Source organism: Nicoliella spurrieriana, assembly GCF_023380205.1.
GTDB classification, from domain to species: Bacteria; Bacillota; Bacilli; order Lactobacillales; family Lactobacillaceae; genus Nicoliella; species Nicoliella spurrieriana.
This window is the reverse complement of record NZ_CP093361.1, coordinates 1,064,106-1,076,031: the sequence shown is the minus strand read 5'-3', so window position 1 is coordinate 1,076,031 and position 11,926 is coordinate 1,064,106. Positions and strand designations below refer to the sequence as shown.

Sequence of the window (11,926 nt, the reverse complement as noted above, 5' to 3'; positions counted from 1 at the left end):
ATCAATCCTTAATTTTTATTAAATTTAATTACTAACGTCTTATTTGATTCTATTGATGCACCCGTTGCAATGCTTTGGTCTTTAACTACTCCTTCACCACTAGTTCTCAACTTCAAACCAACTAATTGACAGTAAACAGAAACATCTGACTCACTCCAACCCTTTAAGTTAATCATTCGCTGTGCCCCATTGGTAATTAAAATTAACTTCCGGTTCTTAAATATTTTTTCACCGCCAACGACTGATTGTTTAGTAATCGTATTTCCACTCCCTACGATGGTTGCACTGACACCAGCAGCTGCTAATTTACGATTAGCAGCCGAAACACTGGAACCAATTAGGGTTGGCATTTTAACAGTATTTGTAGTTTTGCCAATTTTATCTTCAGAAAGAGCTCGCTTCAATACCGGTTTAAAAATTTCAGCTAAATATTGAGATGCTGTTAGCTTGCTATTAGTTAAATTGGGTTGCTTCATAGTAATATACATTACATATTTAGGATCACTAGCGGGTGCCATTCCAGCAACTGAGTATAGATAGGAATTATCACCTGATGAATATCCTCCATTACCATTACTTACCTGGGCAGTTCCAGTTTTAGCAGCAATTCGGTATCCAGGAATTTTATAATCAGCACCAATTCCATATGGTTTATATACTACGTCTTCCATATGTTGACGAACTTCTTTCGCGGTTTTAGCAGTAATTGGCGTTCCGACTACCTTCTTGGGATAAGATTTAACAACCTTATTATTATTAGGGTTTACGATTTTAGTAATAAACCGTGGTTGTAGCATCTTACCATCATTTGAAACCGCAGAAAGCGCCCTCATTATTTGCATTGATGTAACTTGAATTCCTTGTCCAAATGCAGTATTTGCTTGTTCAATTGGATATTTAAACTGAACACTTCCGGATTGCTCACCATCTAGTCCAGTATTAACACTTTTTAGGAATTGGAACCGTTTAATATAATCCATCCAAGTACTAGCGCCCATATTTTGCTCTAGATGGGCCATTGCAACATTGCTAGAAAGTGCAAATCCTTTATTATAAGTAATTGTCCCCCAACCACTTGGGTTCCAATCAGGAACGATATTACCATCGATATCATATTTTCCAGATTGATAGTAAGCGTTCCCGTCATAATGGTGACTGTTAATTGCTGCAGCCATGGTAAATATTTTCATTGTGGATCCTGGTTCAAATTGATCTTCAACCAAAGTATCACGCCAAATGCTCCCAATCCCCTCTTTATTTGTAGCATTAAAAGTCGGCCGTTGTGTCGCTGCTAAAATCTCTCCAGTTTTGGCATTCATCAAAACCGCATTCATCGATGAAGGATGGACTTGAGCATAAACACTAGACATTTCAGTTTCTAACAAGGTTTGCAGTCGATAATCTAGCGTTGTATAAATATTATCACCATTTTTAACTGGTTTATCCTTTTTAACCCCATTAGGTAATTGATAACCATAAACATCATTTTGAACTTTTTTAATTCCATCGGTTCCGGTTAGATAATTATTAAATGCTTTTTCAATGCCCATTTGACCTACTAAACTAGTACTATCGGTTTTATTATCCGTAAACGGAGAAGCAATTCCAATTAAGTGTGAAGCAAAAATTCCATTTGGATACAATCTTGATTGTTGCTGAATAAAGTTAATTCCACGAAGATGCTGATCATCAATTTTTTGCTTCGTTGTTAATGAAATATTTTGGCCAGCACTACCAAATTCAACCTGGAAAGTATTTTTATTTGAGGGATTTAAATCTTTTAAGACCCGCTTATAAGAAATTGGTAAGATTTTAGATAATGAACGAGCGACTTTTTTCTTATTATCAACGTAAATTGGCTTTCCATTAACACTTTTTTGATTTTTATCAAGGACAGCATAAATCGAATAGGTACTAGTGTCTTCAGCAATTGGTTGATCATTTGCATCATAAATGGTCCCTCGTTTGGCTTTAATGACACTAGTCTGAGTATATAAATTTTGTGCTTTTTGAATTAAATTAACATCGCTAATATTTTTAAAAAGTCCAATGTAGGAAAATCGTAATATCATTAGAACAAAAACGAAAAGGGATAAACCGAAGAGGCCTACCCCATAATATTTACGATTTTGTTTAATTGTTCGTTTCCCAATTAAAGATTTCTTACTCATTTTCTAACATTCCTTATATTATTATTAGAAAGCGACAAGCCATTCTTCTGAGCAATTTTTTGGAGACGACTACTACTTTGTAATTCACTCACTTCTTGCTTAAGATTGCTATTATCGTTATGTATTTTTTCCACCTTTTGATTAACATTTTGTAAATTTTGTTGAGCCAAACTAAGATTAACCTTTGCAGAAATTAAAACTAAGACAAGCGCAATAAAACCGACCAAGAGTGAGATATATAGAAATATTTCCATTCTAGAAATTCCGTTCTTTTTATGAGGATTAGGATTTCTAGATTGACGAACTTTATTTCTTTCAACTCCACCGGAAATAAGACCCTCATCTGGGGTTTGCACATATACACTTTTTTCCATCATAAACAACATCACTCCTAACCGGGTTATTTAACCCTTTCAATTACTCTTAGTTTAGCGCTATGAGAACGGTGATTAACCTCAATTTCATCCCTACTAGGCAAGATTGGTTTTCGGCTAACTAATTTAAAATCTGGTTTTAGCTCATCAGGAATTACTGGTAATCCTTGTGGCAAGTCCTGAATCGATGTTTTTTCTTTGAACATTGTTTTAACTAGTCGATCTTCAAGTGATTGAAACGTAATTACGCTAATTCGACCACCAACTGAGACCATATCAATCGCCTGTTCAAGTGAATCTTCAAGCGCTCCTAATTCATCATTTACAGCAATCCGAACAGCTTGAAACACTTTTTTAGCAGGATGACCACCATGCCGACGGGCAGCAGCTGGAATCCCTGCTTTAATCACTTCAACTAGGTCATCGGTAGTATCAATTGGCCTTTGAGAGCGTGTTTTTTCAATTAAACGTGCAATTGGTTTAGCAAATTTTTCTTCACCATAGCGGAAAAAGATTCTCACTAGTTGTTCGTATGACCATTCATTAATAATTTGCCAAGCATCTAAAGGATTTCTTTGATCCATTCGCATATCCAAACGAGCATTTTTACGATAACTAAAGCCGCGTTCGGCATCATCAAATTGTGGTGAAGAAACTCCTAAATCATATAAAACGCCGTCAACAGAAAAAACATTTTGTTGATTTAAATCTATTTTTAAATTTCTAAAATTATCATGAATAAATGTCAATTCATTTTGACTAAGGTATTTAGCAAGGTGTTCATGATTATAGTCAATTGCAACTTGGTCTTGATCAAAAGCGTATAAATGACCTCCTGATAAAGACTGAAGGATTTTAGAACTATGGCCACCACCACCTAAAGTACAATCAACGTAAGTCCCATTTGATTGAATATTCAATTCTGATACAGCTTCTGTTAATAATACCGTCTGGTGATCAAACTTAACCACTACTAGATGCTCCCTACTAAAATAAATTATTGAAATGAATAAACATTAAAAATTATCCGATTCTATTTAACTAAATTTTACCACGATAAGAGCGTTTATACTACATTTTCAGTAGATTTAATTAAATATAAAACTCAGTTCGACATTCTTTCTACCGTCTATTTAATAAATATTGAGAAAATCCAGACAAATGGAAAGCAAATGTCTCCGAGTCTCCAGATTAGTTTAATGGTTCTAAACCAATTGACATCTCCATGCTTAAAAAATGCATTTGAAATATAAATAATCGCAAATAAAACAAATGGAATTAATACCCATGGTAAAAAAGTATAAAAAGATGAATCAATGGTATTAGAGTAGGTAAAATAAATCCAAATTGGCAACAGTGTATCGATTGGTTTAAATCCATTAAAAATTTTAAATTTAAAAGTACTCTTAATAAAGATGCTAATTATTGAAATAATGATCAATAATAATATTTGAAATATGATGTTCAACAAAATACCAAGTCCTAACATAAATTAATATTGGAACAGTTGCAAAACAAGTTATCTAAATGTACACTTGTAATTAAGTTACTAATCACCGAAAGTGAGGGATACAATTGGCAAAGAAGAAAAAAAGCACCTTCCAAAAAGTTGTTAATACTGTTGTTTGGTTAATGATCATTTTCTTAGTTCTTGGTGTTCTGCTACCCGTTGCTAGCTCATTATATAATAACTAAATATTAATTTTAAACATTAAAAATGGAACTCAATTATGGGTTCCATTTTTATTTTAACTTATCGTATTCATAAGTGTGTGTGCGCTCTAAGCCGTTAAACTGTTGCTGCCTTAAAACTTCATAAATAACAATGGCACAGGTGTTAGACAGATTTAACGCTCTAATATGACTATCATCTTGTGGAATTCGAATTGCCTTCTCTGCATTGTTACGCATGAACATTTCAGGTAATCCAGTCGTTTCTTTTCCAAAAAGAAAATAGAAATCACCCTTAATCATTTCAGAATAATCAGGCTGTGTATAATCCTGTTCAGCAAACTTAGAAACTAAAAACAATTTTGAATCTGGTTTAATTCCCTTAATAAAATCTGGCAAGTTATGATGATAATTAATATTTACCTTATTCCAATAATCTAGTCCCGCCCGTTTAAGGTGCTTATCATCAACAGAAAAACCAAGGGGTTCAATTAAGTCTAAAACTGTATCCGTACCAGCACAGGTTCTAGCAATGTTTCCAGTATTCGCTGGCATTAGTGGTTCGAATAATACAATATGGTTAGTCAATTTACTTCCTCCAAAAATTTATAATATGAAATTAAAATTCTCGCCAAATTACATTTTGTATGTCAACGGTAAGATTTGCACGACATGTAATAAAACTTTGTGTAAATGGGTTGAAAAAACGTAAATAATAACAGTGTAACGCTTGTCGTTTCATTTGATGATCATTTGGATTATAAAGCCAATCTCCAATTAAAGGATGCCCAATTGCCGAAAAATGAACTCTAATTTGATGAGTTCTACCAGTGTGTAATCGTACCCTTAGTAATGAATAATTACTATTGAATTTTTGCTGCCAGAACTCAGTTTTGGATGGTTTCCCACTGGAGCCAACGCATCTTTTAACAAACGAATCCGCTTGTCTTTCAATCGGTAAGTCAATCTCACCATGGTCAAAATTAAAATAACCATTAACGATTGCAATATACATCTTCATTATTTGATGTTGTTTTAATTGTTTATCCAAAACAGAATGTGCCAAATGATGTTTAGCAAATATTACTAATCCACTAGTATCCCTATCTAATCTAGTGACTACGTGAATTTTTAAATTTGAATATTGTTGATTTAAGTAATAACCCTTAACCCGATTAACTAACGTATCTCCATGATAATTATGATTAGGGACAGTGGCCAAACCAGGTGGCTTATTAACAACTAAAAAATGTTCATCTTCATAAGCAATCTGAATAGCTGCAAAAGAAGCCGGAACATTATCATTGTTAGGTTCCGGCGGTAAAATTAATGTAACCATATCCCCAGTTTTTAACATGTAATTAGCTCGTTGTTCGACCCCATTAACAATAATCTTACCACCATGAAATTTAATTTTTTTCAAGAGGGTCCGAGTAACCCCATGTTCCATCAATAATGTCCGAACCCGTTTAATTCCATTCCCCGAATAATTCCAATTAAACTTCGTCATTATTAACAACACCAATAAATGAATTACCAACCCGTTTCCAAAAGTGTGTATGACGATACTGTGCAAATGAAATCCGTTGATCAGAAATTTGGTATCTAATCGATTCAATTGGTCGATCCTTAACCAACATCTGATCACAAGTCAAAATATTCTCCTCTTTATTATCTGGAATGAGGGTAATCCACTCATTAGGTGGAATAATAATTGGAGAACCCATCGTTCTAAAAACTCGATTATTAATGGACGCCATTTCAGAAACTTGAATTGCATTTAATTGGGGATTAATAATTGCACCACCTACAGCTTTATTGTAGGCAGTAGAACCAGTCGGAGTTGATATACAAAGTCCATCGCCCCTAAATTTCTCAAAAAATTCATCCTTAATGTAAACATCAGTCACCATCGTGCTACTAACCCGTTTAAAAGTAGATTCATTTAATGCTAAAAGTTGGTCAGATGCACCACCATCAGCATAGTTAACCTTGATTGATAATAATGGATAAGAAACACTTTGTCGGTTATCATTCTCCAAACTATTGATTAATTGATCAACCTCATAATCACGCCAATCGGTATAAAAGCCAAGATGGCCAGTGTGAATTCCAACAAATCTAATTTTATCAAGAGCATCATTATAGTGATGAAACGCAGATAGTAACGTTCCATCACCCCCCACTGAAATAACGATTTCTGGATTCAACCCATCAATTTCTAGTTTTAGAGAATTAATAATTTTATTTTTTAACCTTAGCGCAACTTCATTTGAAGTCCCACCATTATTACTAAAAATTGCTACTTTCATTTTAATCTTCCTTATCATCCTGATATTCTGCTAGTTTATTTCTAATTGATGACATTTCTTCATCCAATTTATACGTTGTGTCAGCAACATTTTGCAATCGCTTTTCCAATACTTCAGGAAAATTACCCTGGTGCTTATAATTAATCGAATGTTCAACGGTCGCCCAGAAGTTCATTGCTAGCGTTCTAACTTGAATTTCTGCTAACAATACAGTTGGTCCATCAACACTTTGAACTGTATATTCAAAAACAATATGATATGAACGATAACCGCTTGCCTTTTCATTATGGACATAATCACGTTCCTCTAAGATGTTTAAATCGGACCGCTGTCTAAGTAAATTAACCACTGCATAAATATCCTCAATAAATGGACATATAATTCTCAGCCCAGCAATATCTTCCATATCCTGTTTTAAACGTGATTCTTCAATATAACGACGTTGCATCTTTTCTTTAATGCTATTAATGGGTTTAACGCGTCCAGTAACAAATTCGATTGGTGATCTACGGTTCTCGTTAACAAACTCAGCTCTAATCCCGCGAAGTTTAATTTTTAGTTCATCAACAATCTGTTGATACGGAAATAGAAAGGTTTTCCAATCTTCCATTCAATCACCCTCCCCTTAAGTTATTAACTCTATTAATTTTAACACAATCCCATTGATTCAAGAACTTGAAAACGCTTTTAAGGTAAAATCTATTCTTTTTTAAGCAAATATTTTGTTTTTTTTGGTAAATTTGTTATTCTATACATTGAATTAATAAATTGCTTATCACTTTAATTATCGATCTTTGAAAGGAGGAATTGTTATGCTCGAAGCTTATTTATTTGTGGACCCATTATGCAATGATTGCTTTAAAGCCGAGCATGTAATCTTAAAATTAGCTAATGATTTAGATAAGAATTTTTCTTTCCAGTTCATTCCAATGTTGAATATGCAAATTATTCGAAATCGATACTTAAGTAGTGGTAAGCAATTAAAGAACGAAGGAAAAAATTTTAAGGTTGAATACGGTACAGTTCTTGATTATAAAGCTGCTTTGTTTCAGGGTCGTAAATGTGGGCGAAAATTTTTAATTGGCATCCAAAAAGAATTGCTTCATAACAATATTATTTATAGCAAACAAATTGCCTTTAAGGTCGCAGAAGAAGCTGGATTAGATCTAGAGATGTTTGAAGAAGATCGTAGGTCTGATTTAGCAATTAATGCCTTTAAAGCTGATCAAAAACTTGCTAATGAAATGAACGTGAAAGTTCCTGCTTCAGCAGTTATCTTTAATTGTGACACGTTTGAATCTGGAATTTTAATGAATCGCGTCACTTATTCTGATTTATTGGATGTCTGTCAAAAGAATGGATTATTAAAAGATACCCCATTAATCAAAAATGGTAATATTAGTCCTAATTTACACGTTATTTAAAAGGTTAATTAAAATAATTAACCTTTTTTATTTACAAAAATAGACATAAAATAATTAATTGAATTTATTTTATCATCATAACTAGAATACCATTTCGGCATGTCAACCAGTTTAATATATTGACGATTAGTTTTTGCAAAACCTAATTTCACCCATTGTTGAAAGATTCTAATAATAAAGAAGTTAATGATTTTGTCATTAATCATGTAAAAATCCTGATCAATATTTAAAAAATGATTAACCCTATTAATTAGATTAGATATCTCCATTTTGGATTGATTCTTTAAAAAAATAAGGGCAACAATTTTAAAATTAATTAATTGATAGCCTAAAATTGGCGCTTCAAAAATTGGATAATCTAATGATAGTGGATAACCGACATAATTAAATTGGTATTGATAACATAAATTTTGTACAGCATTCATGCGATCTTGATTTAAAATAACCTGTTTTTGAAAATTAGTGATTCTTTTAGTAAGCTTAAACTTAACTGCCGTTGGATTTAAAGAATGTTTAACAATATTTTTTTGATTAAATAATTTTTTTAATTCTGATAATGTTTTGATAAATTGAACGTCATATTGAATCTGACCTAATAATAATCTAAAATGATGGTGTATTTCCATGTGATTGCTATTAATGTCCCAATATAAAAGGTAAAAGCCTAAATTAATATTATATCTTAAAAATTTTTTTAATTTAAGAATGCTATTTCTTTTCTTTAAGTATGGACTCCCTAATATCCATATTGATTCGTGGGCAATTGATCGATATCCACATAATCTTTCTGATAGTCGTTGGTTAGAAATTGGACTACATTGAAATTCAATTAATTTACTACCTGATAATCTTATATCAGGTCTTTGCTTTAAGTTAGTAAAATAATATTCCAATTGTGGTTTTAGTTCTAAAAAGAATTGAAATAGTTGTTTTTTTCCAAGCAAATGCTCTTTGGTTTCACCCTCACTAAATGAATTACATTCTGCTTTACTTCGATGAGCAAAGTGAGGTGTTTTTATCGTTCCACATCTTAATATAACCCGTTGATTACAGCAAGGACACTTAAATTCATTATCTTTAGTAGCATTATCAGCTAAAATTAATTTTTGCTTATTATATGCAATTAACATATTTATCAACCCCCCATATCAAAAGATACGAAAAAAGGCTGCGAAATCGCAGCCTTTTAATTAATATTAATATAATTAGCCCTAGTCTTTAAAATAATATCTAGCCAACTCTAAAGCACTATTGTCCATTATTTTCTTTCCGTATTCATTTAGTAATTCAGGTGTTATTGAAACAGACTTACCAAATTCAAGAGCAAATTGAATCTTATTCTCATTAACAAAATCACTTGCACCAGGGACATTTGTGAAAAATTCTAATTCTAAATAATATTTACCCTTGTAAAGATATAAATTAGAAATCCCATTATCAATTCGTAATTCTTGTGCTAATGATATAAAATCCTCAAATGAATCAAATTCAATCACAGCATCCTCAGGACCATTTTTAGGCTCCTGTTCCACCTCATCATTATCTTGTTTAGATTCATTAAGAGCAGCTTTTCCTTCATTCAAAAGATCTTGATCAATATCTTCATTTAAATTACGATTCTTAATTTGATTCTTAATGTAATTTGTTACGGTATCATTTGTTTGTTGAGTCTTAGCTGGATCATTAGGATCAGCCTTACTGATAAACAATTCAAGCCCATTTTTATTTGGTAACACCTGAAAAGTTAAAGCCTCATTATCACCCTGAAACTGATGATCAGTGTCAATCTCATCTAAAATGCTATAGAAAAATTCCTCAATTTGCTTATGGTCACCCAATAAATCTAAAACGGTAATGCCATGTGCACTTAAATCATCATTATTAATTAAAACTCTGATGGTATTATCATTAATTCTATCCATTTCCATAGATGAGCACCTCCTTAGCACATAATATCTTAATACCTATTATCTCACATTCAAATCAAATTAAAAGGCATTAGCCTACTTTTTATCTTTATTTACAAAATAATTAATTGGTTTTGAATTGCATGTTCTACTTCACAATCTGCACCTGCTTGTAACTTAGCTTCAGCTACTAATTGATTTAAATTACCACTTCCAGGTAAATGACTTAATACCAGTCTTTTAGCATTAGCATTCTTAGCTAATTTTCCAGACTCTTCCGACGTCATATGCCATTTTAATCCCTTTTTATCAGCAAAAAAATTAGTATCAGTAATTAATAAATCAGCATCATGGGAAAACTTAATTAATCCATCAAAGTAACTGGTATCAGCAGTAAATACCATCGTTTTTCCACTTTCATCAGTAATTCTCATTGCAAATGCCGGTACTGGATGATGAGTTTTTAAAAATGAAATTGTAAATGGTCCCAAATGTAATGGTACTAAATCATTATATCCTTTTGCAACCGTTGCATTATCCCAATTTAAAGTGGCAAAATTAATTGGATCCTCAGTATTCCCATAAATAGGTAAAATTGGCTCTCTACGTCCATTTAAATGTAATTGCCAATAATATTGCAGAACACCAACATCAGCAGTATGGTCGTGATGATAATGGGAAAGAATAACTGCATTTAAATCTAATGGATTAATCGTAGATTGCAATTCATTTAATGCATTACTGCCACAATCTAAAAGCAGATTATAATCACCACTTTGAATTAAATAACTACTAGTGCCAATTCCATTTGTTGGGTATCCTCCATAAAAACCCAGAATTTTAATTTTCATAATCAAGCACTCCTTTATTTTAATTAGACCATTATTAAGTATAATATATGATAAGGAGGAGATAAAATGATATCTAATATTTATGTAACTTTTGGAAGCAAGGATTACTTATCAAAAATTTTAGCCCAAAACGTTAATCGAGATTTACATTTATTCAATTCAATTACAAATAACGATAGTTTTGAATTAGTTGACTTATCAAACCAAGACACAATATTTAAAAATCCAATTAACTATAATGTAATAACCCATTCAGGAATTGACTTTTGGAATGGAACTATTAGTTACATTAATGTTGATTTGGATGATAATCAACAAAAAATTATTGATGCAAAAATTAATAATATCATCAGTAACAATTTATTACCAGACGGAATGAGTTCTATTTATTCACTTAATATTTATAAAAAGAGTTCTAAACGTGTTATTTTAACAACTTGGGACAATGATCGTAAAGTGGCTAACTGGTACAGATCTAAATCAGCCGATGATTTATTTGAATTTAAAGATCAAATTAACACTAATTATTTTGAAACTATTTATAAAGCCATATAATTTAAATATAAAAAGAGGATACCAATATTGATATCCTCTTTTTATATTTATTATGACGGTCCGTACGAGACTCGAACTCGTGATCTCCGCCGTGACAGGGCGGCGTCATAACCAACTGGACCAACGGACCATAATTGCGGGAGCTGGATTTGAACCAACGACCTTCGGGTTATGAGCCCGACGAGCTACCGAACTGCTCCATCCCGCGATAATATTATATTTTTAAACGTCATCTAAAATGACCCGTACGGGATTCGAACCCATGTTACTGCCGTGAAAGGGCAGTGTCTTAACCACTTGACCAACGGGTCATGAAAATGGAGAAGGAGAGATTCGAACTCTCGCGCCGCTTACGCGACCTATACCCTTAGCAGGGGCACCTCTTCAGCCACTTGAGTACTTCTCCATATGGGCCTAAATGGACTCGAACCATCGACCTCACGCTTATCAGGCGTGCGCTCTCACCAACTGAGCTATAGGCCCATATAAAGCGGGTAACGAGAATCGAACTCGCGACAATAGCTTGGAAGGCTATGGTTTTACCACTAAACTATACCCGCAAAATATGGTATTAAATTGTAAATGGCGCGGGACAGAATCGAACTGCCGACACACGGAGCTTCAATCCGTTGCTCTACCAACTGAGCTACCGAGCCATATG

14 protein-coding genes and 7 tRNA genes are annotated in these 11,926 nt (G+C 32.8%); 3 read left to right on the top strand and 18 right to left on the bottom strand.

Going from position 1 to position 11,926, the window contains the following annotated elements; all coding sequences use genetic code 11:
- Positions 1-8 precede the first annotated feature (8 nt).
- The 4 genes from MOO44_RS05960 to MOO44_RS08735 all read right to left on the bottom strand — a co-directional run bounded on the left by MOO44_RS05960 (position 9) and on the right by MOO44_RS08735 (position 4,034).
- Positions 9-2,171: a penicillin-binding protein gene (locus tag MOO44_RS05960; RefSeq protein WP_260116234.1), complete on the bottom strand. Its 2,163-nt coding sequence runs from the start codon at positions 2,169-2,171 to the stop codon at positions 9-11.
- Entirely contained in the window at positions 2,168-2,548 is a 381-nt protein-coding gene (gene ftsL / locus MOO44_RS05955) for a cell division protein FtsL (RefSeq protein ID WP_260116233.1), read from the bottom strand. Before ftsL ends, MOO44_RS05960 begins: the two co-directional genes overlap by 4 nt.
- A 23-nt stretch (positions 2,549-2,571) precedes the next feature.
- Positions 2,572-3,516: a 16S rRNA (cytosine(1402)-N(4))-methyltransferase RsmH gene (gene rsmH / locus MOO44_RS05950; RefSeq protein WP_260116232.1), complete on the bottom strand. Its 945-nt coding sequence runs from the start codon at positions 3,514-3,516 to the stop codon at positions 2,572-2,574.
- Positions 3,517-3,674: 158 nt separating this feature from the next.
- Positions 3,675-4,034, bottom strand: a complete 360-nt coding sequence (locus MOO44_RS08735; RefSeq protein ID WP_423802903.1) for a DUF3397 family protein — start codon at positions 4,032-4,034, stop codon at positions 3,675-3,677.
- An 86-nt stretch (positions 4,035-4,120) separates the two neighbouring features.
- Here MOO44_RS08735 and MOO44_RS05945 point away from each other — a divergent pair, with 86 nt between their 5' ends.
- Positions 4,121-4,240: a DUF4044 domain-containing protein gene (locus tag MOO44_RS05945; protein ID WP_260116231.1), complete on the top strand. Its 120-nt coding sequence runs from the start codon at positions 4,121-4,123 to the stop codon at positions 4,238-4,240.
- A 48-nt stretch (positions 4,241-4,288) separates the two neighbouring features.
- On the opposite strand, the gene MOO44_RS05940 is transcribed toward MOO44_RS05945, so the two are convergent.
- From MOO44_RS05940 to MOO44_RS05925, 4 genes are read right to left on the bottom strand one after another with little or no spacing between them, the layout of a single operon-like run.
- Positions 4,289-4,804 carry a tRNA (cytidine(34)-2'-O)-methyltransferase gene (locus MOO44_RS05940; RefSeq protein WP_260116230.1) on the bottom strand — a complete coding sequence of 172 codons (516 nt, stop codon included), beginning with the start codon at positions 4,802-4,804 and terminating at the stop codon, positions 4,289-4,291.
- A 31-nt stretch (positions 4,805-4,835) separates the two neighbouring features.
- Positions 4,836-5,726, bottom strand: a complete 891-nt coding sequence (locus tag MOO44_RS05935) for an RluA family pseudouridine synthase (protein WP_260116229.1) — start codon at positions 5,724-5,726, stop codon at positions 4,836-4,838.
- On the bottom strand, positions 5,713-6,528 hold the full coding sequence (locus MOO44_RS05930; RefSeq protein ID WP_260116228.1) for an NAD kinase: 816 nt from the start codon (positions 6,526-6,528) through the stop codon (positions 5,713-5,715). The genes MOO44_RS05935 and MOO44_RS05930 overlap by 14 nt, the downstream gene beginning before the upstream one ends.
- Before the next feature lies 1 nt (position 6,529).
- Complete coding sequence (locus MOO44_RS05925) at positions 6,530-7,138, bottom strand: GTP pyrophosphokinase (RefSeq protein WP_260116227.1); 609 nt, start codon at positions 7,136-7,138, stop codon at positions 6,530-6,532.
- A 202-nt stretch (positions 7,139-7,340) separates the two neighbouring features.
- On the opposite strand from MOO44_RS05925, the gene MOO44_RS05920 reads away from it, so the two are divergent.
- Entirely contained in the window at positions 7,341-7,952 is a 612-nt protein-coding gene (locus tag MOO44_RS05920; RefSeq protein ID WP_260116226.1) for a DsbA family protein, read from the top strand.
- A gap of 17 nt (positions 7,953-7,969) precedes the next feature.
- On the opposite strand, the gene MOO44_RS05915 is transcribed toward MOO44_RS05920, so the two are convergent.
- The 3 genes from MOO44_RS05915 to MOO44_RS05905 all read right to left on the bottom strand — a co-directional run bounded on the left by MOO44_RS05915 (position 7,970) and on the right by MOO44_RS05905 (position 10,710).
- Entirely contained in the window at positions 7,970-9,082 is a 1,113-nt protein-coding gene (locus tag MOO44_RS05915) for a competence protein CoiA (RefSeq protein ID WP_260116225.1), read from the bottom strand.
- An 81-nt stretch (positions 9,083-9,163) separates the two neighbouring features.
- Positions 9,164-9,880, bottom strand: coding sequence for an adaptor protein MecA (locus tag MOO44_RS05910; protein WP_260116224.1), 717 nt, complete (start codon positions 9,878-9,880; stop codon positions 9,164-9,166).
- Between the two features lie 92 nt (positions 9,881-9,972).
- Positions 9,973-10,710: an MBL fold metallo-hydrolase gene (locus MOO44_RS05905; protein ID WP_260116223.1), complete on the bottom strand. Its 738-nt coding sequence runs from the start codon at positions 10,708-10,710 to the stop codon at positions 9,973-9,975.
- Positions 10,711-10,776: 66 nt separating this feature from the next.
- Between MOO44_RS05905 and MOO44_RS05900 the strand changes: the two genes are divergently transcribed.
- Positions 10,777-11,265 (top strand): monooxygenase, encoded by a 489-nt coding sequence (locus tag MOO44_RS05900; protein WP_260116222.1) that lies wholly within the window; start codon positions 10,777-10,779, stop codon positions 11,263-11,265.
- Between the two features lie 56 nt (positions 11,266-11,321).
- Here the strand turns inward: MOO44_RS05900 and MOO44_RS05895 are convergent.
- The 7 genes from MOO44_RS05895 to MOO44_RS05865 all read right to left on the bottom strand — a co-directional run bounded on the left by MOO44_RS05895 (position 11,322) and on the right by MOO44_RS05865 (position 11,921).
- A tRNA-Asp gene (locus MOO44_RS05895) sits at positions 11,322-11,395 on the bottom strand.
- Between the two features lie 4 nt (positions 11,396-11,399).
- Positions 11,400-11,473 (bottom strand) — tRNA-Met (locus MOO44_RS05890).
- A 31-nt stretch (positions 11,474-11,504) separates the two neighbouring features.
- Positions 11,505-11,576: transfer RNA gene (locus MOO44_RS05885), tRNA-Glu, on the bottom strand.
- 7 nt (positions 11,577-11,583) lie between these two features.
- Positions 11,584-11,671 (bottom strand) — tRNA-Ser (locus tag MOO44_RS05880).
- Between the two features lie 3 nt (positions 11,672-11,674).
- A tRNA-Ile gene (locus MOO44_RS05875) sits at positions 11,675-11,748 on the bottom strand.
- A gap of 6 nt (positions 11,749-11,754) precedes the next feature.
- A tRNA-Gly gene (locus MOO44_RS05870) sits at positions 11,755-11,825 on the bottom strand.
- Positions 11,826-11,848: 23 nt separating this feature from the next.
- Positions 11,849-11,921, bottom strand: a tRNA-Phe gene (locus MOO44_RS05865).
- Between the last annotated feature and the right edge of the window lie 5 nt (positions 11,922-11,926).